Genomic DNA, 20,108 nt, shown 5'->3' with positions numbered 1-20,108 from the left:
CGGGGCTCAGCCGGGGGCCTGCGGCCATCCCTCGGTGTCGTGGCGCGAGAACTGAGGGCCCGGGCCGGGCTGCGGAGACCGGGTGCCCGGCGCGAAGGACGGGGGCTGGGGGCCGGAACCGTACATCCAGGGCTGCATGCCCGGTCCGGGCGGCGGAGCCGGAGAGTCCTGGTCGTAGGGCGGAGGGCCGACCGGACCGGGGGTCGCGTGCATGTGTCCCGGGCCAGAGCCCGACCCCGGCCCTCCCTGCCACGGGGGCCGGTGCGGTACCTCGGGGGCGGCGCGCCAGCGGCTGGGAAACAGCGCGGAGGCGGTGAGCAGGCCGCCGATGAGCAGCAGGTGCAGGGTGCCCATCTCCCAGGGCGACCGGATGGGGCCGATCGAGAGGTTGAGTGCTCCGACGAGCGGGCTGGGAATCGAGCCGATGACCCCGAAAACCCCGACTCCGAGCCCCGGAATGAGGGCGGCCAATGGGGAGATGCGGGAGGTCGTGAGCGGCCCCAGCGCCGCGCCGATGGCCACGACCGCGACGATGCCGATGACCGCTCCCGCTGTGGGCTCGAACGTCCGCAGCGGCAGCAGGATCCGAGTTCCGAAAAAGGCCAGACCGTGGAGGAGGACAGGGATCGCGATCAGGCCGATCACGATCCCGATCGCGTGACGCACGCTGTTGGACATGGCTCTGCTCTCCTCGCGATGGACCGCAGGCCACACTGGCACACCTGGGCGTACGGCGCCACCACTGCGCTGGGAGGATTGGCCCCCGTCCGGCTGCCCGACCCACCGGCCCCAGCGCGTCCGCTCCGGCACCGCGATGAGGCCAGACGTTCTGGCCGGAGCACCCCGCTGCGGCGGTTCGGTTCCGCTTGAAAGACGCAGTGTTCGGGCCGCGAGTCGCCGCGTTCAGATCCGGATGCGCAGCCGGACGACCGTACCCGCTGGACCGGCGTGAAACTGGCTACTGTCGCAGAGCATTCGGACCCCCCACAGTCCGAACCCTTTATCGGATGCGGATTTCGGCGGCACGAATCCCAGGGACTCCGCAGGCCTCCAGTGACCGGAGTCGATGACGTCGCAGACCAGGTCACCGCCGTCCTGCCAGATGCACACGGTGACCGGCGGATGTCCGTGGCGGACCGCGTTGGCGGTCACCTCCGTCACCGCGACGAGCAGGTTGTACAGCGCGCCGGAACCTATCCCCCGGCTCCTCGCCTGCTTGGCGACGAAGTCCCGCACCGCCCAGAGGTCGGTCGCCTCGACGCGCAGGGACTCGGCCGAGTAGGGAGTGTCAGGGAAAGGGATCGCCATCTGGCTGCACACGTCGCTGAAAACCTCGGGAGAGGTGTAGTCGTCACTCTCCCGCATCCCGTCGCTGTAGAGCAGCTCAGGTGGGTCCTGCACGCCAGTTCCAGCACCTCCGCCGGGACCGTGCGCCGGTCATAGCAGCAGATCACCTGGGCACCCGACCGCTGGAACACCTGATTGACGAGCGACTCGAGGCGGTACCATTCCACGGTCTCCTGCGGTGTGCGGTCGTTCCAGAAGGTCGGTTCGGAGACCACACGCATGCGGCGCGACCCCATCACCTTGAAGGTGGACTGGTAGGCGGCGATCGTGCGGACGGGGTGCTGGAACCAACTGGCCGTGTCCGCGAAATGCACCGACGAGGCATCGTCCCCGAGGACGTCCCGCACCATGTCGAGCTTCTTCGGGGTGCTGATGACGATCACGGCATCATCGGCCCGCAGCCCTTCGCGCAGGAAAGGAAGGGCCGCGGAGAGGAAGTCCGCTTCACTGTCGAAGAAGAGCGCGCGGTGTACCAGTGACCGGTCGTCTGCGGGCGCCCCTTCCGGGGCGATCGTGCCGCTCACGAGCGATCTCCACGCTTCCGGCCCGGGACGGGGCCGGTTGCCCGCGGCGTTCCGTCTTCGAGCCCGGTCATGGTTCTCATGAGAACCTCGCAAGGGGTGCTAGTGATGGATCACTCCAGGTACGTGGCGCCTTAGTATAGCTCTCACTCCCTCCACCTGGCCCTTCGTCGCCAAAGTGGTCCTCGAAGCCGCGCGGAACGGGCACCCCGGCGGGGACCCGATGCAGGTCAGCGCAGCGGCCGCAGTCATACCCTCCCCGAATGGAAACGACCGGCCGCGAGAGCGCGCCGGGTACCGACCGATCCCGTTCCGACGTCCGCAGGTCATCGGATCCGCCTTGAGGGATGCGCCCCGTGTGCGGCCGCACGGCGGATGCGGCCCGCGCAAGCGAGCCGCACCTCCGAGGTCTCTTCGGTTTTCCGGTGAGCCGGATCCCGTCATCTCGCCCGCGCCGCTGACGGCGCGGCGGTGAGAGCCGCTATGACCAGCCGGTGCACTGCGAACCCTTGCAGCCTCGGGTGAGGAACTTCTTCACACCGCTGTACGTGCCGCTGGGGGCCAGGTTGTACACCCGGCCGTCGAACCATCCCTGAACATAGACACCCGACGTTCCACTCCAGTTCCAGGAACCGTGGTAGTAACCACCGCCCTCCGGGTACCACGTCCGGCAGGCTGTGGCCGAACCGGCTCCGGGCGGGTTGTGAGTCCTGCAGACACGGGCTGGGGGTGCCTCCGTTGTGCCGCCGGACCTGGTGTCCGCCGTCGGCGCGGAGCCGGTGACCTCAGCCACCGCTCCGGTCTGCGACGCGCTGGCGGGAACAGCGGTGGCGGCGAACCCGCAGGCCATCAGCACGGCGCCGAGGACGAGCAGTCTGATCACTCGCATGGATCTCTCCTTCTGCATCCGAAAACGATTGATTCGCCGAGGCGGCAGAATTCTCGGACTCCGCCCCAAAATCCAACATCACCTGAAAACGGAATCAGGCATACTTATCCCGGGCAACAGCACTGGATGCGGCCTTCGCCTTCACCGGCGAGTAGCCGCGGTCGACATTTCCACCATCCGCCCGTTCGATGGCACACCGCGGTCATATTTTGATCTTCCCCATGGACAACACCCAGAATCATTCGATAGTTTTGTCGTATAGCGCCCTCCAGTCAAGAGGGGGCGGACGACTTTTTCTTGATCACACGGAAGCGCCACTTCAGCCACGGGAAGATTCCACCCAATTTCCACCATAAAGACATGTTTCTGCAGGTCAGATCGTTAGCAGAAAGATTTAAAACGCGCCATCATGGCAAATGATATTGCACTCTGGAGGAAAATAAACCAGAACAGCGGCAACACCGGAAAATTGATCATGGCCAACCAGAGAACCGATCACAAACCGCAGGCCATCCTCGTCGGCCGAGTTTTCCGCCCCGCGCCCGCTCTCGGCTCGTCGATCACCCTCTTTTGGGGTAAAGCATTCCAAATCGGGTGCCGGCCGCCGAACCAGTGGTTGAAGATCAATACACCGGGAGCGGACCCGGCAGAGGCGAGGAACACCAAGCGCAAGCGGCGGCAGAACCGCCCGGGGTGGCGCGAGGGCCTGCTGTGGGCGCCGAACCCCCTACCCGGACGAGCAGCGCGGCCTCCCTGATGGAAGACGAGCTGGGTCGGTAAGACTTGGTGCCGTAGCTGCCGACAGATGAGCACTACCCGCCCCCGAAGCGTCCGACTTCTGAGGTCAGAGCGCGCCCCTGACCGGACGCCCCTCGACCAGGGGGAGAGACAGGAGTATCCGCCGCTCGGGCAACGCCTCCGTCACCCCCTCCCGCCTCACTGCGGCGCGGGTGGCGCGGGTTCCAGAGGCCCGCCCTCCGGAGAGCCCGGGCGCACTATGGCGGCCTGAGCGGCCCGGCCCCGGTCAGAGGGCGAGGCCGCGCAGGTAGGCCACGCTCGCGCGGACATCGGCGGCGGGCCCCTCCCCCTCGGGCTTCCCGGGGAGGATGGTGTCCTGCTCCATCACGTACCAGCCGGTGTAACCATTCGACTCCAGGACACGGATGATCCCTTCGATGTCGATGTCACCGGCCCCCAGCGGCCGGTACATGCCCGCACGGACCGCGTCCGTGTAGTTCCTGCCGCCGGCGCGGACAGCATCGGCGAGCGCGGCATCGACGTCCTTGAGATGGGTGTGGGCGACGCGTTCCGGCGCGTCCTTCGCCAGCCGCACCGGGTCGGTCCCGCCCACCAGGAGATGGCCCGTGTCGAGACACAACGGCACCGCCGACTCGTGCAGGACCCGGTAGACCTCCTCCCGGTTCTGCACCATCGTGCCGACGTGGGGATGCAGCGCCGCGTTCACGCCTCGCTCGCGGGAACGCCCGGCGATGCGGTCGAGGTTGGCGAACAGGGTCCGCCACGCGTCGCCGCCGAGCTCGGGCCGGGTGTCGTAGCCCTCCCGGCCGGTGGCCGCGGCCAGGACGATCGTGCCCGCGCCGGCGGCGACGAAGCCGTCCAGCTCACGGTCGACCTCAGGCAGCGGGTCGCGGCTGCTGTCGTGCAGCACGACCGGGACGAAGCCGCCCACAGCGGACAGCCCGAGCGAGGCGAGCTTCTCCGCCTTGGCCCGCGGCTCGGAGGGCAGGAACCCCTCCGGCCCGAACTCGGTGGCGACGAGGCCGATCTCCCTCATCTCGGTCAGCACCTGCTCGGGTGTGAGCTGGTAGCCCCAGTCCGGAACCTCGCAAACACCCCACGAGACGGGGCTCCCGCTACCCGATTCATGATCATGTCAGTGCTCCGTTCTCCGCGTCGTGGGAAGGGGTGGTCGCACCCGTACTGCCGTTGCGGGCAACGGCGACGGTCCGGCCGGTGGCCACGCTCTCGACCGCCGCCTCGGCCAGCGCCAGCGCCGCCCTGCCGTCGGCGAACCCGGGAGCGGGGGTTCGCCCCTCGCCGACGGCCCGGAGGAACTCGTCGAGCTCGGCGAGGTAGGACTCGCGGTAGCGTTCGAGGAAGAAGTGCAGGTAGGGCTCGGCGGTCTCAGCGGCCGCCGCGCTGTAGGCGCGCACACTGGACGGGGTCTGGTTCGCCGCCTCCAGCATCCCGCCATCACCGAACACCTCAAGACGCTGGTCGTAGCCGAACACGCAGCTGCGGCTGTTGGTGATCGTGCACAGCGCTCCCTCGGCGCCGCGCAGGAGCACCATCGCCTGGTGCGCGTCTCCCTCGGCGGCCAGTTCGGCGTTGCCGTCGTCGGAGACAAGGGCGTGCACCTCGGTCACGTCGCCGAGGAAGTACCGCGCCATGTCGAAGTCGTGGATGGTCATGTCGCGGAATATGCCGCCCGAGGCTGCGATGTAGGCGGGCGGCGGCGGTTCCGGGTCGCGGCTGGTGATCCGCAGCGCGCGGACCGCGCCGATCTCACCGCGGGAGACCCGGTCCCGGATCCAGTGGAACGTGGGGTCGAAGCGCCGGTTGAAGCCCATCATCACCCGGGGCCTGTGGTGTGCGATGTCCGCCCAGCACCGGTCGATCGCAGCCAGGTCGAGGTCGATGGGCTTCTCGCACAGCACGGGTTTGCCGGCTCGAACCGACCGGCTCAGCAGGTCGACGTGGGTCGGCGTCGGCGAGGCGATCACCACCGCGTCGACCCTGGGATCCCCGAGCACCTCGTCGACACCGGTTCCCGCCCGGCCGCCGTAGCGGTCGGCGACCGCCTGCGCGGCCTGCGGGACCGGATCGCAGACCCGCACGAGTCGCGCGTCGTCGTGCCCGGCGATGGAGCGTGCGTGGACCCGCCCGACACGCCCGGCGCCGAAGAGCGCTACGCGGAACATGTGCCACCTCCGTTGTTCTCGGGCAGGCCGCTGCTCCACGACACGGCGTGCACGTCCGCGGTGGCCGCGAGCACCTCGCTGAGCAGCTCCTCATCGATGGGGGTGAACTCCGCCTCGATCGCGGAGTCCAGGTGCCGGGCGTCGGTGGTGCCGATCACCACGTTGTCGCGCCGCCCGCGCAGGGCTGCGCCGAGACGCTGCTCGGCGAGGCCGCCGCCGTAGTACACCGAGGAGTCGAAGAAGTTGACGCCCGCGTCCAGGGCGCGGTGCACGGTGGCGGCCGCTTCGGTCTCGTCGGCGCCGCCGAACATGTCGCCCAGCGGCGCGGTGCCGAACGACACCGCCGATACCTGGAGCCCGGTCGTGCCCAGCTGGTTGTAGTGCATGGTCTCTCCGTCGGGTCTGGTGGGGTCGCGGACGGTCGGGCAGCGCCGCCCGGCGTTTCGCCGCCCGCGGTGGGCACCGTGGCCGGAAGCCACCGGAGGCGCCTTCGGTGCCGTGTGGGGTTTCCGCGGTGCTCTTCCGGCCCTGCCCGGTGGTCCGGCCCGCGCTCGGGGCGCCGGTTTCCGGCGGCGGTCTCGGTCCGCCTCAGCTCTGGCGGCGTTCGGCGGCGGAGCGTAGTTCCCGGCGCAGCGCCGGGGCGGGCCGTTCCTCCCGCAGTGCCCGCCGGACGATCTCGGCCTGGGCGGGCGGGGCCAGGCCGTCGGAGGGGGTGTCGAGGTCCAGGTTGGTGGGGAAGGGATAGCCCTCGGCGCAGGCGGCCACGACGTTGCCCAGCCACTCCTCGGAGGCGCCTTCGGCCTTGCGCCGTAGCAGCACGGGGTAGACCGCGTTGGTCATGCGCTCCCGGTTCGCGGTCTCCATGGCGCGGCCGAAGGCCGAGGAGATCTGCAGCAGGTTGGCCATGCGCCTGATGCCGGCCGAGCGGTTGTGCCCGGCGGCGTGGAAGAGCGCGGGGTTGAAGAAGACCGCGTCGCCCTTTTCCAGCGGCAGTTGGACGTGGCGGTACTCGAAGTAGGCCTGGAACTCGGGCAGGCGCCAGGCCAGGTAGCCGGGCTCGTACTTCTGCGAGTACGGCAGGTAGAGCGTGGGCCCGCTCTCCACGGGCATGTCGCAGTGCGCGACGGCGCCCTGCAGGGTCAGCACGGGCGAGAGCCGGTGGACGTGCGCGGGGAATACGGCGGCGTGTTCGTTGGAGAGGAAGCCCAGGTGGTAGTCGCGGTGGACGGTCTGGGCGGCGCCGCCGGGGTTGACCACGTTGATCTGGGAGGTGATCTGGTAGCCGGGACCCAGCCAGGCGGTGGCGGCCAGGGCGATGATGTCGTTGGCGTAGTAGTCGGCGAAGGCCTGCGGTGCGCCCAGGGCCATCTTCTCCGCGGCGTTCCACACCCGGTCGTTGGCGCCGGGCTTGGCGAAGTGGTCGCCGTGCCCGGCTCCGGCCGTGTGCCGCTCCTCGATGAACGCGGTGAAGGCGTCGGTGGCCCGGTCGATGACCGCGGGGTCGGGGAAGGCGCGCTTGAAGACCGCGATACCCGGCCCCTCCAGCAGCGCGCGGGCGAGTTCGGTCCGCACCTGGCGGTGGCCGTCCGCGGTGGCGGACAGCTCCCGCAACCGGGCGCTGTCATAGAGCGGGACGTTCTGCTCCACGGAGTCGGCGGAGGGGTGGTCGGCCGGGTCGGTGGCCTGCTCGACCAGGACGCGGAAGTCGTTGAGATCGCAGTCGGTTTCGGCCAGCCGGTACCGGGGGGCCGGGTCGGTCAGGGACATGGTGCTCCTTTTGGGGACGAGCATGCGATTTTCTACGATCCTAGGAATCGAATCCATCAAACAAGAGCGAAAATCCATCAAAAACCCATCAAGGAGTCCGTCGATGGTCCACCCCTATCCGATCAAGGAGATCGCCCGTCAGGCCGGGCTGAGTGAGGCCACCGTCGACAGGGTCCTCAACGCCAGGGGCGGCGTGCGCGAGAGCACCGCCCGGCAGGTACGCCAGGCCATCACCGACCTGGACCGGCAGCGGACACAGGTGCGGCTCGGAGGCCGCACCTTCATGATCGACATTGTGATGCAGGCGCCGGAGCGCTTCTCCTCCGCTGTGCGCGCGGCTCTGGAGGCGGAACTGCCGTCGCTGCACCCGGCCGTTCTGCGCTCGCGCTTCCACTTCCGCGAGACCGGAACCGCGGAGGACCTCGCCGCGACACTCGACCGGATCGCCCGGGGCGGGTCCTCCCAGGGGGTGATCCTCAAAGCCCCGGACGTTCCAGAGGTCACCGCCGCGGCCGGTCGGCTCGTCGCGAAAGGGATCCCCGTGGTGACCCTGGTGACGGATCTACCGAGCAGCGGGCGGCTCGGCTACGTCGGCATCGACAACCGCGCCGCGGGCGCCACCGCGGCCTATCTGATCGGGCAGTGGCTGGGCGAGCGCCCCGGCAACGTGCTCACCTCCCTCAGCAGCGGCTTCTTCCGAGGCGAGGAGGAACGCGAGATGGGTTTCCGCAGCGCCATGCGGTCCATGCACCCCGAGCGCTCCCTGGTCGAGATCACCGGGACCGACGGCCTCGACGCCGCCATGCGCGAGCGCGTCCTGGAGGCGCTGGAACGGGATCCGCAGATCCGCGCCGTCTACTCGATCGGCGGCGGCAACGCCGCGACCGTCGAGACGCTGGAGTCGGTGGGACACGCCTGCCCGGTGTTCATCGCGCACGACCTCGACCACGACAACACCCGGCTGCTGCGCGAGGGCCGGCTGTCCGCGGTGCTGCACCACGACCTGCGCCAGGACATGCGGCGGGCCTGCCGGATCATCATCCAGGCGCACAACGCGCTTCCGGGGACCATCCGCGTCCAGCCGTCCGCCATCCAGGTCATCACCCCCTACAACATGGAGCCGCAGGTCTCGGCGATGGCGGTCGGCGGCTGAGGGGCCGGACGATGCCGCCGCAGCATGAAGCCGGTGCCCGCCGGGCCGTTCCGCGGCACGGTCGCCGCCTCCCCGGCCGCCCCTATCGCGGCCAGGACGGGGGCGTGTTCACGGCTCGACCGTCACCTTGATCGCCGAGGCGGAGGCCACCGTGTCGATCGCGGTGAGCACTTCGGTCAGCGGCATGCGCGCCGTGATGAGATCCGCCGCCCCGACCGTTCCGGCGGCGATGAGCTCCAGGGCGCGCCGGTTGTGCGCGGGACTGGACCCGTTGGCGCCGAAGACGGCGATCTCGCGGTAGTGCACGAGGTTGGAGTCGAGCGTGATGGTCGGGTCGTCCTTGGGAAGCCCGCCGAAGAGACTGACCCGGCCGCGGCGCGCCACCATCCGCAGGGCGTCCTCCTGGGCGCGGCCGGAAGCCGCAGCGGTGATGACGACGTCGGCCCCGCGCCCATCAGTGAGACGTTCGACCTGCTCGACGGCATCGGTCTCGGAGCCGCAGACGGCCGCGTCGGGCTGGACCGCACCGGCTGACATGTCCAGCCGGCCGCGGTCGAGCTCGACCAGGACGACCTGTTCGGCCCCGCGGGCCCGGGCCAGGCGGACGTGCAGGCAGCCGATCGGGCCGGCGCCGATCACGACCACGGTGTCGCCGCTGTCGACGCCGACGATCTCCTGCCCGTTGAGCACGCAGGCGAGGGGTTCGGCGAGGGAGGCCTCGTCGTATCCCAGACCGCCGGGGATCCGGTTCACCCCGTCCACCGCGAGCACCCCGGTCGGGATGATCATGTACTCGGCGAACCCGCCGTCGTAGTGGTAGCCCATCGACTCCTGGTCCGGGCAAACGGTCTGCCGGCCGCGGCGGCAGAACAGACACCGGCCGCACGGGATGGCCGCGATCACCTGTGCGCGGTCACCGGGGGCCCAACCGGCCACGCCGCCGCCCACCTCGGCGATCTCGCCCGCGATCTCGTGCCCGATGACCCGCGGCGGTGAGATGTGGTGGTGACCGTGCCGGTAGATCTTGACGTCGGTGCCGCAGGTGGAGCAGTTACGGACCCGAAGCTTGAGCTCACCCGGTCCCGCTTCGGGCTCGGGGGCCTCCTCGACGCGGACGTCGCCGGGCGCGTAGAAGCGCGCGACCTTCACGGGAACCCGTCCTCCCTTCCTTCTCCCGACTCGGCCGGGCGGAGCAGGTCGATGACGGTGGCGACATCGGGCGCATCCCGCAGACGTTCCGCCCTGCGCGGATCGGTCAGCGTCCTCGCGACCGCCGAGAGCACGCCGACGTGCTCCTCCTCTCCGGCGGCGATGCCGATGGCGATCACGACCGGGGCGCCGTCCCAGTCCACGCCCTGGGGGAACTGGATGACCGCCAGCTCGGTGCGCTTCACCAGCGCCCGGGCGGCGTCCGTGCCATGCGGGATGGCGACGCCCTCACCGACGTAGGTGGAGAGGGAGTGCTCGCGCTCGTGCATCGCGGTCAGGTAACCCGGCTCCACCGCGCCGAGCTCCATCAGGAGTCGGCCGCACTGGTCGATGGCGTCGGCCTTGTCCGCGGCGGTGCGGCCGAGCCGCACCGCCCGCGGGTCGACCGCGAGATCAGTCCGCAAGTGGCTCACCCGCTTTGATCGCCTGTTCGAGCCGAATGAACGCGGGGTCGCCGAAGAACATGTTGAAGCCGAGGACGACCGTGTCCGAAACCGTGGTGCGGGCGCGGTCCAGGAGAGCGGAGTGGCAGAGCACCACGTCGGTGTCGGCGGGGATGTGGTCGACCGGCGCGTGCTCGACCGTTACGTCGTAGGCTCCGAGCGACTGGGTGAGCTGGGAGGTGAGCAGGACGCTGCTCCCCATCCCGGCGTCGCAGGCGACGATGACCTTCTTGATGTCGGATCCGTTGATGGTGCTCATGCCAGTGCCTCCGATGTCTTGTTCGTTTTTTCCTTCGTCCGCTCCGAGCGACCGAAGCCGAGCAGGAGAGAGGCCGTGATGAACGACACCGCGGTCGCGGCGAACACGCCCGCGAGTACGGCCAGGTGCTCTCCCCTGGGAGTGACGGCCATGTAGGCGATGATGCTGCCGGGCGAGGGTGTGGCGATCAGTCCGGCACCGGTGAGCAGGAACACCGAGACACCCGCGGCGCCGCCCGCGATGGCGGCGAGGATCAGGCGGGGCTGGGCGAGGAGGTAGGGGAAGTAGATCTCGTGGATCCCGCCGAAGAAGTGGATGATGATCGCGCCCGGAGCGGTGGCCCGGCTGACCTTCGGACCGAAGAACATGCAGGCCAGCAGGATGCCCAGTCCCGGGCCCGGGTTCGTCTCGATCATGAACTCGATCGCCTTGCCGGCCTCGGCCGCGCTCGCCACGCCCAACGGCTGAGGATCCCGTGGTTGATGGCGTTGTTCAGGAACAGCACCTTGGCGGGCTCGACGATGATCGACACGAGCGGCAGCAGTTGGAGGTCGATCAGGAACTGGACCCCCTGACCGAGCGCCTGGGTGAGGACCTGCACGACGGGGCCGATCACGCGCATGCCCAGCACCGCCATGGCTCCGCCGATGATGCCGGCGCTGAAGTTGTTGACCAGCATCTCGAACCCGGCGTGCACCCGTGACTGCGCCGCATTGTCGAACAGTTTGACCAGGTACGCGGTGAGCGGGCCGATGATCATCGCACCGAGGAACATCGGGACGTCCGATCCCACCGCCACGCCCATGGCGGCCACCGCGCCGACGACCCCGCCGCGCTGGTCGTGTACCAGCCGACCGCCGGTATAGCCGATCAGGACGGGCAGCAGGATGGTGATCATCGGATCGACCATCTGGGCCAGCGTCTCGTTCGGGAACCAGCCGGTGGGGATGAACAGCGCTGTGATCAGGCCCCAGGCGATGAACGCCCCGATGTTGGGCATCACCATGCCGGCGAGATAACCGCCGAAACGCTGGGTCCGCGCGCGGAGGAGACCGCGGCGTGAGAGTTGGGCAGTGGTGTTCGGATTACCAGTTCGATCCGCCATGGAAGACTTTCTGCAGAGGAGTGGGCTTCGCGAAGCCGGCGCGAATTTGCACCGGAGAAAATGTACGGGGATCTCGGGGTCGTCAGGCCATTGTCGGCCGCGGGAAACACGCGGACGCCCGGCGCGGGTTCGGAGGAATTCCCGGAACCGGCGAGGGAGCGGGCGATTTCCCCGATCGCGCCGACTCCGGGAGTCCGCGCCGCAGTTTTCGGTGTGGAGGGTCGGCGGGAGGATCGGGAACTACGAGGGCGTCACCGTCCATTCGGCCGCCGCCCCGGTGGTGCCCGAAACGGCCAGGCCGTGTTCCGTTCGGCCCCCGCCGGCGGATATGGAAAACCCGCGGATTCCGCGGCCATCGGGGATCGGCGCCGTCGCGGCGTCCATGGTCGCGCATGGCCGGACGGGGCGGGCCTTCCCGGACCGGCGGAGTGGCGTTGGTGTGCGGTGTGGGAGCCGGGCCGGCCGGCTCCGCGCTGCCGGCGAAATCGAAAACGCAGATCACGGGTAGGGGCCGGCGTGCCGACCCCGTACCGGACCGGCGTGGGACCGGAGCGGGTCCGCTGCCGCGCCGCCTCTCCGGGACGGCCCCGCCGATCCGCTCCGCGGGCTCCGACGGTCCGTGCGCCCCGTCTCATCAGCCCCTCCCACTTCGCGCGGGGACCGCGGCGCCCCTCGGGCTCCTGTCGCCCTAGCATTCTGAACTCCTGTTTTCGCATGACAGCGGAAAGGAAGTGGATTCCAGACCGCCGCTTTCGCGCTCACTTGGAAAATCCGCCCGGGGGGCGGACATGGGATATATCCAGTACCACGGAATTCGATTACGACGCAAGACGGGGAGACTTCGGCCGGCGAAGAGGCCGGTCACGCGGAGGTTGAATGATTGACGGCATCGATCTCGCTCTACCGGCGCCCCCTGTAACTACCGGAACAGCGGCGCGGTATCGTCGGCTCTTACTGGAACAGCTCTCCAGCCCGCATCGCCGGTTCACGAATCAGTATCCGACCGGTTTAGGCTTCGGCTCAGCCCCCTATCCACCAGGGAGACACTCGCGTAATCTTCACAGCCACACGGCGGAGACGGACGGTCTGCTAACGAATACCGACTGCACGGAGGAGTGGTCGAGCATGCGGCAGAAACGCGGAACGCCGCTGCCCGAGGAATCGCTGTTCACGGGGCTCGGCGACCTCCCGTACCAGGACCTCAAAACGGCGCGGCACAAGGGAGGGTTCGAGCTCGACCCCGAGGCGGGAGAATGCCGGGTCAGCGCCACGGACTTCCTGATCGACGTCTCCGCGGTCGCCAAAGGACTCATAGCCACGGGCATCGCCCCCGGCGACCGCCTGATCCTGGCCTGCGGGGCACGCTACGAGTGGGCCGTGGTCGCATTCGCGGCATGGGCGGTGCGCGCCGTGGTCGTCCCCGTCTCACCCTTCTCCTCGGCCGGGCACCTGCAGCACGTCATCCGGGACACGCAGCCCGCCGCCGCGATCGTGGAGAGGGCGCACCACTCCCGGGCGGTGGCCCAGCTCCGTCGCGAGTTCCACATCCTGACTCGCGCGTGGCACCTCGACGCCCCTCTCGCCTCCGGCCCCCGGAAGGACCCCGGCATCGAGGCCATCAAGAAGACCGGCGTCTACATGGACCGCTCAGCCGTTCTCTCCCGCCGACAGGAGGCCACACGCAACGACATCGCCCTCATAGCCCATCCCACGACCGGAAAGACGGCCCCACGGGGCGTGGTCCTCACCCACGGCAACCTGCTCGCCTCCGCATCGAGCATGGTCGGCCGAGTACGTCCGCTGCTCAACGCCATCCCCGCGGACGAAGCGAGCGTGCTCATGGCCCTGTCCCCGGCCAGCGTGTTCGGCCAGTGCCTGCTGACCGCCTGCGTCATGGCCGGTGTACGCGTGGGGTTCCCGCCCGGTCCCTCCTCTTCTCCGGAGGAGGACCTCCAGCGCTTCGCGCCGACGATCGTGATGGCGTCTCCCTCCTTTCTGGAGGAGGTCTACACCAACGAGGAGGCCGCCGAGGCGGAGAAGGCCAGCAAGCCCGGCTGGGACAACCTCAAGGCGTTCAACGCCGCGGTGGAACACGCCGTCGAGTTCGGCAGGAGCGGGCGGCGTGCGGTGTGGAGGCGCCTGTCGCACGCCATGCACGAATGGCTGTACGCCCGTGTTCGTTCCTGTCTCGGCGAACGGGCGAGGGTCATCGTGTGCACCGGCCAGATCCCCGAACGCTTGGCCCACTTCTACACCGGAGTGGGAATGCCCGTGGTCCAGGGTTTCGGGCTTCCGGAGACCTCCGGGCCGTTCACTCTGAACGTCGGCGGCGAGAGCCCGGGGGGACCTGGGGGCACGGTGCGGTCGCCGATCCCGGCGGTGCAGGTACGGGTCTCCCCCGACCACGAAGTGGAGGTCCGGGGCGACACCGTGTTCCGCGGGTACTGGAACGCACCCGAGGCCACACGCCGGGCGTTCCGGGAGGGCTGGCTGCGAACCGGCCTGATCGGACGACTCGCACCCGAGGGGCTGGTGGTACTGCGACCGGACATCCACCAGTCGGCGCCGACACCGCCCCCGGCCGCCCCTACCGGTCCTCCGACGGCACCGGAACCGCCCCCGCCCGAACGGAAGACCGGCCCCGAGGCTCCCCTCCCCCCGGTCGGGTCGCCGGAGCAGGCTCCCTGGCCGCGTGGCTGAACCGGCCCGCACCCGAGCGGGGCGAACCGGCTGGGAGGGGATTCGGATCAGCTCCCGCCCGGTTCGCCGTGTCCGTCTGCTCGGCGCTTCTCCAATCGCCGGCGTTGCGGAACGACGGTGTACTTGGGCTCCCCGGCCGATTGCACGCCCGCCCAGAAGACACCGAAACGCGTGCAGGCCGATCCGGCCAGCAGCGCCGCCCCACTGGCGGCCGAGAGCGCCCGGCTCCGGTGGCCGAGAAGCGCTCCGGCGGCCCCCGCGAGCGTCAGGGCCTTGGCCACGCGCATCAGGGCACCGCCGCGGCCCTGCCGGTACGGCTCGGCGACCATGCCCATCCGGCGCTCCATGTACGTGGCGGCCGCGGTTTCCAGAACGGAGCCGATCACGGCGGTACGGCGCGCGGGGGCGGCCTGCTCCACCGGGGCGGCGAGCATCCCCATACCGCCGGCCGCGGCGGCCGCGGATCCCACGAAGACGAACGGCATCTCGCGATATCCCTCGTGCCAGGACGGGACCGCGGTATCGCAGACGAGCGGCGCGGTGTAGCAGGCGACCGCCGGACCGGCCAGTCCGGCGCCGAGCGTCGCCGCCCGACCGATCCGCGGGAACAGGCCGGTGGCACCGGTCACCGCCGCCGCCCCGGCCAGCGGCCCGTAGCCGACCAGCAGCCACGAACCGACACTCATCGGCGAGGTCGGCCTGAACACCCGAAGCATGTTGAGGAAGCGGGCAGGCCGCCCCAGGTCGTGCACGAGTGCCGCGAGTGAACCGGAGATCCCGCCCAGCGCGGTGTACTTCAGTGCCCGGGCCAGGGCCGGCCGGCCGGTCAGCTCGGCGCCGGCGGCCAGTGTCGAGGACGCTCCGGCGAGCCCGCCCAGGAACAGGTATCCGGCGATGTCGGGGGCCTGCCACACGATCTGGTTGAGGATCGGCTTCCCGTAGTAGGAACGGAACTCCGCCTCGGGGACCACCGCCCGTTCCCCGCGTCTGCGCCTGCCGCGCCGGTCCCCGCCGGCCACCGCGGCCGAACCGGTCACCGCCTCGCGTCCGGGGCGCGCGCCGCGGACACCCTGCTTGGTCACGTCTGAGGTGTTCAACGCCGCCTCCCGAAGAACGCCGCGCCCACCCCGGCGAGCAGTGTCAGGGCGGCGGCGCCGGCATAGGTCCACATCGATGGCAGGTCGCGGGTGGTCACCACCGGATCCGGTGGGAGTCCGTAGACCTCCGGCTCGTCCAGCAGCAGGAAGAACGCGCCCGTACCGTCGACCCCGTCGTCGGGGTCCTCACCGTACAGCCGCGCCGAGGAGACGCCGGCCTCGTGCAGGGTTCCGAGGCGTTCGTCGGCCCGCTGCCGGAGTTCGTCGAGGTCGCCGAACTGGATCGAGTCGGTCGGGCACGCCTTGGAGCACGCCGGTTCGAGTCCGTCGCCGAGCCGGTCATAGCACAGGGTGCACTTCCAGGCCCGCCCATCGCCCTTGCGCTGGTCGATCACACCGTAGGGGCAGGCGGGGACGCAGTAGCCGCAGCCGTTGCAGATGTCCTCCTGCACGACCACGGTGCCGTACTCGGTGCGGAACAGCGAACCGGTGGGGCACACGTCCAGGCAGGCCGCGCTCGTGCAGTGCTTGCACACGTCGGAGGACATCAGCCAGCGGAAATCGCCGCGCTCGTCGGCGCCGGTGGAGTCCCCGGGACGTTCGAAGGAGGGCATCCCCAGGTCGACCGGTTCCCGCTCGGGGCGCCCGACCCCGGTCTCCTGAAAGCCTAAGGGCGCGCGCTGCTCGATGAAGGCGACGTGCCGCCATGTGTCAGCCCCCAACCCGCCGCTGTTGTCGAACGACATCCCGGTGAAGTCGAGGCCGTCCTCGGGGATCATGTTCCATTCCTTGCAGGCGACCTCGCACGCCTTGCAGCCGATGCACACGCTGGTGTCGGTGAAGAAGCCCATGCGCGGCGGGCCGCCGCCGGGGCCCGCCGCGGTCGGGTCGGCGGGTTGCTCGTCGATGGCCACGCGTCACACCTCCATGCCGGTCTTGTCGGTGATGCCGGCGCGCTGCCGGTACGTCCGCACCAGCTCGGTGCGGGCGGCCCCCCGGGGACGCCGGCCGGGACGGATGTCGGCCGTCAGCGCCTTGGTCTCCTGGATGTGCACGTTGGCGTCGAGGACGATCGACGACAGTTCATTGCCGGCGTCCCCGACCGAGTAACCGTTGTCCCCCCAGTGGTAGGGCAGCCCGATCTGGTGGGCGGTGCGGCCGTGTATCCGCAGCGGCGCCATCCGATCGGTGATCAGAACGCGCGCTTCGATGGCGTTGCGCGCGGTGACGACGGTGGCCCACCCTCCGTGGGAAAGCCCCCGTTCAGCGGCGAGTTCCGGGCTGACCTCGCAGAAGAACTCGGGCTGGAGTTCGGACAGGTAGGGCGTCCAGCGGCTCATGCCGCCCGCGGTGAAGTGCTCGGTGAGCCGGTAGGTGGTCACCACATATGGGAAGACGTCCGCGCCGGCCGTCTCGGGGTCGGGGTGGTACCGGTTGTTCTCGCCAGGGTAGGTGAGCCGTGCGGGATTGCGCTGCCGGCTGTAGAGCAGGTTGCGGAACGGCGTGTCCTGGGGCTCGTAGTGCGTGGGCATCGGGCCGTCGTTGAGCCCCGCCGGCGCGTACAGCCATCCCTTCCCGTCGCTCTGCATGATGAACGCGTCGGTACCGCTCAGCGCGTCGACGCTCTTCGCCCCCTCGGGAGGCCGGTAGTCGGGGGCCTTCCCCACCTGGAAATCGGGCACGTCGTGGCCGGTCCAGCGCGCTCGCTCGGCGTCCCACCACACCAGCGCTTTACGCGGGCTCCACGGGTTGCCGTCGGGATCGGCGGAGGCCCTGTTGTAGAGGATGTGCCGGTTGGCCGGCCAGGTCCAGGCCCATTCGGAGGCGATCCAGTCCTGTTCCGATGCGGGCCTGCGGCGGGCCGCCTGGTTGACGCCGTCGGTGTACACACCGCAGTAGATCCAGCAGCCGCACGCGGTGCTGCCGTCGTCGCGGAGCTGCGTGGAGGTGCTGAGGTGGCGGCCTTCGGCGTCATGGCCGTTGATCTCGGACAGTACGGCGTCGGCGCTGGGCTCGCCCTCCTCGTCCAACGGGTAGTCCCAGGTCAGTGCCTGTATGGGACGATCTGCTGGATCGGTGGATCCGGCGAGCCTCTCCCGGATGATCCGGCCGAGGTGGTACATGAACCACAGGTCGCTTCGGGCGTCCCCCCTGGGCGGGACCGCGCGATCGTGCCATTGCAGCGTCCGGTTGGTGTTGGTGAACGTCCCGGACTTCTCGGTGTGGGAGGCGGCCGGGAAGAAGAACACCTCGGTGCCGATGTCCTCGGTACGCAGCTCGCCCGAGTCGATCTCCGGGCCGTCCTTCCACCAGGTGGCGCTCTCGACCAGGGAGAAGTCGCGGACAACGAGCCAGTCGAGGTTGGCCATGCCCAGGCGCTGGACCCGGGCGTTGGCGGAGCCCACGGCCGGGTTCTCCCCCATGAGGAAGTAGCCCTTGCACTGCCCCCTCATCTGCTCCATGACTATGTCGTAGGCGCTGTGCGAACCGGTGAGCCGGGGCAGGTAGTCGAAGCAGAAGTCGTTCTCGGGTGTCGCCTCGTCGCCCCACCACGACTTGAGCAGGCTGACCGTGTAGGCCTTCATGTACGACCAGAACCCCTTGCGGGCGGCGCCCACTGCGATGAAGTCGTCCAGCGTCTGCTCCTCGCGGGCGTGCGGCATGGGGATGTAGCCGGGTAGGAGGTTGTACAGGGTCGGTATGTCGCTGGACCCCTGGATGCTCGCGTGGCCGCGCAGGGCCTGGATGCCGCCGCCGGGCCGGCCGATGTTCCCCAGGAGCAGCTGCAGGATCGAGGCGGCCCGGATGTACTGGGCGCCGACGGTGTGCTGGGTCCAGCCGACCGCGTAGCAGAAGGTGCTGGTGCGGTCGCGGCCGGAGTTCTCGGTCAGGTGGCCGCACACCCGCAGGAACATGTCCCGGGGAATGCCGCAGACCTCCTCCACCGTCTCCGGGGTGTAACGCGCGTAGTGCCGCTTGAGGATCTGGAAGACGCAGCGGGGATGGGTGAGTGTCGGGTCCTCGCGGGGGTCGCCGCCGATCGCCACGCCGCCGGCACCCTGCTGCTCGGGACGCCCGGACCTGCGGCTGGAGGGGGCGTCCTTGACGCGCTCCTCGTAGCGCTGGTCGCGATTCCCGGCGGCCGCGGCGACGTCCACCCCCTCATAGCGCCAGGTGTGGGTGTCGTAGACGCGCTCCTCCTCGGAGAAGCCGGAGAACAGGCCGTCGAGATCCTCGGTGTCCCGGAAGTCCTCGTTGACGATGCTCGCGGCGTTGGTGAACGCGAGCAGGTAGTCGCGGAAGTACTTCTCGTCGCTGATCACGTGGTTGATGATGCCGCCGAGGAAGGCGATGTCCGTGCCGGCCCGGATGGGCACGTGCAGGTCGGCCAGCGCGCTGGTGCGGCTGAACCGCGGGTCGACATGGATCACCACGGCCCCGCGCGCCTTGGCCTCCATGACCCACTGGAAACCGACCGGGTGGGCCTCCGCGTAGTTCGACCCCTCGATGACAATGCAGTCGGAGTTCTGCTGGTCCTGCATGAACGTGGTGGCGCCGCCGCGCCCGAACGAGGTGCCCAGCCCGGCGACGGTGGAGCTGTGGCAGACACGCGCCTGGTTCTCGACCTGCACCACACCCAGCGCCGTCATCAGCTTCTTGATCAGGTAGTTCTCTTCGTTGTCGAGGGCCGCGCCGCCGAGGCTGGCGATGCCCATGGTCCGAGCGACTCGCAGGCCGTCGTACTCGTGCTGCCAGGTTTCGCGGCGGGTGCGGACGACGCGGTCGGCCACCATCTCCATCGCGGTGTCGAGATCGAGCTCCTGCCAGTCCCGTCCGTGCGGTGGCCGGTACAGCACCGTGTGGCGGCGGGAGGGGCCGGTGGTGAGCTGGAGGGTGGCCGCTCCTTTGGGGCACAGCCGTCCCCTGCTGATCGGGGAATCCGGGTCCCCTTCGATCTGGATGACCTCGTCGTCGCGGACGTAGATGTTCTGCCCGCACCCAACCGCGCAGAACGGGCAGACGGACTTCACGACACGGTCCGCGGTGGCCGTACGGGCGCGCAGGTTCCGGCTGTGGGGGGACTTGGCCGCGGCGGCGCGCCCTGACCGGTCATCCCCCGTGATCTGCCGGTACACCGGCCACGATTCGATCCACGTGCGTATGCCCATCGTCTCCCCCACAGACGCTGGCTCCTGGCGGCCCCCGCTGCGTTATCGCAGCTCGCCAACGGTTACAGATTGACAGCTCGCTACCCGGAACCCCCGGAGCGAAACGGCGGATGCCGGACACGCGGCGTTGGGCCGGTAACCGCCGGCCATCGCCGCGAGCAGGTTCGGACGCTTCTCGGGGGACGTCGAAGGGCACCGCCTTGTTCGGAGCGCGGTAGTAGACGGCCATCGGGGCGGCGCCGGGTTCCGTGCCGAGTCTCCGCATCGACAGCGCTTCCGTCCCGTCCCGGTCGATGAGCGCCAGGGCGGTGCGGATGATGTGGTCAGGGTCGAGGGCCGGACGTACGGACCGCCCGGCGCACTACCAGCCACATCGGCTCTTCCGCATTCGGCGGCGACGAACCGCGGAGCCGTCGGCGAAGTCGGCTCCCCTTCACCGCCAGGCCCCACTCTGGCCGGCGCTCCACCAACGTGTCGGCATGCGCGGCGCCCGGAGCGGATATACCG

16 protein-coding genes and 2 pseudogenes are annotated in these 20,108 nt (G+C 69.7%); 3 read left to right on the top strand and 15 right to left on the bottom strand.

What is annotated here, in order from left to right; translation table 11 throughout:
• Positions 1-6: 6 nt before the first annotated feature.
• The 4 genes and pseudogenes from VS93_RS14010 to VS93_RS30460 form a co-directional block, all read right to left on the bottom strand.
• Complete coding sequence (locus VS93_RS14010) at positions 7-678, bottom strand: hypothetical protein (RefSeq protein ID WP_046470376.1); 672 nt, start codon at positions 676-678, stop codon at positions 7-9.
• A 225-nt stretch (positions 679-903) separates the two neighbouring features.
• Positions 904-1,401, bottom strand: coding sequence for an ATP-binding protein (locus tag VS93_RS14005; RefSeq protein ID WP_052745749.1), 498 nt, complete (start codon positions 1,399-1,401; stop codon positions 904-906).
• A gap of 47 nt (positions 1,402-1,448) precedes the next feature.
• Positions 1,449-1,871, bottom strand: a pseudogene (locus VS93_RS33415) (MEDS domain-containing protein); the annotation flags it as partial.
• A gap of 478 nt (positions 1,872-2,349) precedes the next feature.
• Complete coding sequence (locus VS93_RS30460) at positions 2,350-2,757, bottom strand: hypothetical protein (protein ID WP_201776644.1); 408 nt, start codon at positions 2,755-2,757, stop codon at positions 2,350-2,352.
• A gap of 409 nt (positions 2,758-3,166) precedes the next feature.
• Between VS93_RS30460 and VS93_RS29210 the strand changes: the two genes are divergently transcribed.
• Complete coding sequence (locus VS93_RS29210; protein WP_156184831.1) at positions 3,167-3,514, top strand: hypothetical protein; 348 nt, start codon at positions 3,167-3,169, stop codon at positions 3,512-3,514.
• Positions 3,515-3,781: 267 nt separating this feature from the next.
• Here VS93_RS29210 and VS93_RS13995 read toward each other — a convergent pair whose 3' ends face one another.
• From VS93_RS13995 to VS93_RS13980, 4 genes are all read right to left on the bottom strand, one after another.
• Positions 3,782-4,552, bottom strand: a complete 771-nt coding sequence (locus tag VS93_RS13995; RefSeq protein ID WP_156184830.1) for a sugar phosphate isomerase/epimerase family protein — start codon at positions 4,550-4,552, stop codon at positions 3,782-3,784.
• Positions 4,553-4,646: 94 nt separating this feature from the next.
• Entirely contained in the window at positions 4,647-5,699 is a 1,053-nt protein-coding gene (gene iolG / locus VS93_RS13990) for an inositol 2-dehydrogenase (protein WP_046470375.1), read from the bottom strand.
• On the bottom strand, positions 5,687-6,085 hold the full coding sequence (locus tag VS93_RS13985; protein WP_046470374.1) for an aldo/keto reductase: 399 nt from the start codon (positions 6,083-6,085) through the stop codon (positions 5,687-5,689). The genes iolG and VS93_RS13985 overlap by 13 nt, the downstream gene beginning before the upstream one ends.
• Before the next feature lie 202 nt (positions 6,086-6,287).
• Positions 6,288-7,466 carry a phytanoyl-CoA dioxygenase family protein gene (locus VS93_RS13980; protein ID WP_046470373.1) on the bottom strand — a complete coding sequence of 393 codons (1,179 nt, stop codon included), beginning with the start codon at positions 7,464-7,466 and terminating at the stop codon, positions 6,288-6,290.
• Between the two features lie 103 nt (positions 7,467-7,569).
• Between VS93_RS13980 and VS93_RS13975 the strand changes: the two genes are divergently transcribed.
• Complete coding sequence (locus tag VS93_RS13975; protein ID WP_046470372.1) at positions 7,570-8,619, top strand: LacI family DNA-binding transcriptional regulator; 1,050 nt, start codon at positions 7,570-7,572, stop codon at positions 8,617-8,619.
• Between the two features lie 108 nt (positions 8,620-8,727).
• Here VS93_RS13975 and VS93_RS13970 read toward each other — a convergent pair whose 3' ends face one another.
• The 4 genes and pseudogenes from VS93_RS13970 to mtlA all read right to left on the bottom strand — a co-directional run bounded on the left by VS93_RS13970 (position 8,728) and on the right by mtlA (position 11,635).
• The gene (locus tag VS93_RS13970; RefSeq protein ID WP_046470371.1) at positions 8,728-9,768 is read right to left on the bottom strand and encodes a zinc-dependent dehydrogenase; all 1,041 of its coding nucleotides are present in this window, start codon (positions 9,766-9,768) and stop codon (positions 8,728-8,730) included.
• Complete coding sequence (locus VS93_RS13965) at positions 9,765-10,232, bottom strand: PTS sugar transporter subunit IIA (RefSeq protein ID WP_046470370.1); 468 nt, start codon at positions 10,230-10,232, stop codon at positions 9,765-9,767. Before VS93_RS13965 ends, VS93_RS13970 begins: the two co-directional genes overlap by 4 nt.
• The gene (locus tag VS93_RS13960) at positions 10,222-10,530 is read right to left on the bottom strand and encodes a PTS sugar transporter subunit IIB (protein ID WP_046470369.1); all 309 of its coding nucleotides are present in this window, start codon (positions 10,528-10,530) and stop codon (positions 10,222-10,224) included. Before VS93_RS13960 ends, VS93_RS13965 begins: the two co-directional genes overlap by 11 nt.
• Positions 10,527-11,635, bottom strand: a pseudogene (gene mtlA / locus VS93_RS28145) (mannitol-specific PTS transporter subunit IIC). Before mtlA ends, VS93_RS13960 begins: the two are co-directional and overlap by 4 nt.
• A 1,125-nt stretch (positions 11,636-12,760) precedes the next feature.
• Between mtlA and VS93_RS13945 the strand changes: the two are divergent.
• Entirely contained in the window at positions 12,761-14,335 is a 1,575-nt protein-coding gene (locus VS93_RS13945) for an AMP-binding protein (protein WP_052745748.1), read from the top strand.
• A 47-nt stretch (positions 14,336-14,382) separates the two neighbouring features.
• On the opposite strand, the gene nrfD is transcribed toward VS93_RS13945, so the two are convergent.
• The 3 genes from nrfD to fdh form a co-directional block, all read right to left on the bottom strand.
• On the bottom strand, positions 14,383-15,432 hold the full coding sequence (gene nrfD, locus VS93_RS13940) for an NrfD/PsrC family molybdoenzyme membrane anchor subunit (protein WP_046470366.1): 1,050 nt from the start codon (positions 15,430-15,432) through the stop codon (positions 14,383-14,385).
• Entirely contained in the window at positions 15,429-16,283 is an 855-nt protein-coding gene (locus VS93_RS13935) for a 4Fe-4S dicluster domain-containing protein (protein ID WP_046470391.1), read from the bottom strand. The genes nrfD and VS93_RS13935 overlap by 4 nt, the downstream gene beginning before the upstream one ends.
• A gap of 66 nt (positions 16,284-16,349) precedes the next feature.
• On the bottom strand, positions 16,350-19,601 hold the full coding sequence (gene fdh, locus VS93_RS13930; protein ID WP_046470390.1) for a formate dehydrogenase: 3,252 nt from the start codon (positions 19,599-19,601) through the stop codon (positions 16,350-16,352).
• Positions 19,602-20,108: the final 507 nt, after the last annotated feature.

Source organism: Allosalinactinospora lopnorensis (assembly GCF_000981225.1).
Taxonomy (GTDB): domain Bacteria; phylum Actinomycetota; class Actinomycetes; order Streptosporangiales; family Streptosporangiaceae; genus Allosalinactinospora; species Allosalinactinospora lopnorensis.
Note: the sequence above shows the minus strand (reverse complement) of the source record. Positions and strands in the feature narration are given on the sequence as shown.

Coding starts and splice junctions, on each gene's coding strand:
- VS93_RS13980 (WP_046470373.1), bottom strand. CDS start 7,466: ATGTCCCTGACCGACCCGGCCCCCCGGTACCGGCTGGCCGAAACCGAC.
- VS93_RS29210 (WP_156184831.1), top strand. CDS start 3,167: ATGGCAAATGATATTGCACTCTGGAGGAAAATAAACCAGAACAGCGGC.
- VS93_RS30460 (WP_201776644.1), bottom strand. CDS start 2,757: ATGCGAGTGATCAGACTGCTCGTCCTCGGCGCCGTGCTGATGGCCTGC.
- VS93_RS14010 (WP_046470376.1), bottom strand. CDS start 678: ATGTCCAACAGCGTGCGTCACGCGATCGGGATCGTGATCGGCCTGATC.
- VS93_RS13935 (WP_046470391.1), bottom strand. CDS start 16,283: ATGGGCTTCTTCACCGACACCAGCGTGTGCATCGGCTGCAAGGCGTGC.
- VS93_RS13975 (WP_046470372.1), top strand. CDS start 7,570: ATGGTCCACCCCTATCCGATCAAGGAGATCGCCCGTCAGGCCGGGCTG.
- iolG (WP_046470375.1), bottom strand. CDS start 5,699: ATGTTCCGCGTAGCGCTCTTCGGCGCCGGGCGTGTCGGGCGGGTCCAC.
- VS93_RS13945 (WP_052745748.1), top strand. CDS start 12,761: ATGCGGCAGAAACGCGGAACGCCGCTGCCCGAGGAATCGCTGTTCACG.
- fdh (WP_046470390.1), bottom strand. CDS start 19,601: ATGGGCATACGCACGTGGATCGAATCGTGGCCGGTGTACCGGCAGATC.
- VS93_RS13985 (WP_046470374.1), bottom strand. CDS start 6,085: ATGCACTACAACCAGCTGGGCACGACCGGGCTCCAGGTATCGGCGGTG.
- VS93_RS13960 (WP_046470369.1), bottom strand. CDS start 10,530: ATGAGCACCATCAACGGATCCGACATCAAGAAGGTCATCGTCGCCTGC.
- VS93_RS13995 (WP_156184830.1), bottom strand. CDS start 4,552: ATGAGGGAGATCGGCCTCGTCGCCACCGAGTTCGGGCCGGAGGGGTTC.